Genomic DNA, 441 nt, shown 5'->3' on the forward strand with positions numbered 1-441 from the left:
AGAAGACTTTAAAACGGTTGGTTATGTCAAAAATGTTGGAAATTATAATGAATGTGGACTTTTGGGTAGGTTTGTAAAAAATAATCTAGGAGATGTTGAATTAACTAACTCGCTACGAGATACCAATGGTCAATTTATTCCTTTTACCACTACTGTCTATAACATGGAAGTGGCGGAAAATCACACTTATTTTGTCAATTACGCCAAATTATGGGTACATAACACCAACTGTGAAAATAAAATCACTAAAGCTTTAACTGGCAAAGAAACGGTAGATATTTTGCTTGAATATCAAGATGTACTACGAGAAGCAGCAACTGGGCAAGTCACCAAATCAGTTTATATGCCCTAAAATAATAAATCAGGCTTTACTAAAGATATAAAAGAAAAGTTTGAAGTAATAATTGCAAAACTTTTGCAAATCAAAAAAATTACGGATAG

The 441-nt window shown here is 32.0% G+C and carries 1 pseudogene; it reads left to right on the forward strand.

The annotated features are described in order from the left end of the window. Nucleotides 1–352: pseudogene (locus LVY74_RS17620) on the forward strand (hypothetical protein); the annotation flags it as partial. Between the last annotated feature and the right edge of the window lie 89 nt (nucleotides 353–441).

The organism is Acinetobacter sp. ME22 (assembly GCF_022012315.1).
Taxonomy (GTDB): domain Bacteria; phylum Pseudomonadota; class Gammaproteobacteria; order Pseudomonadales; family Moraxellaceae; genus Acinetobacter; species Acinetobacter brisouii_A.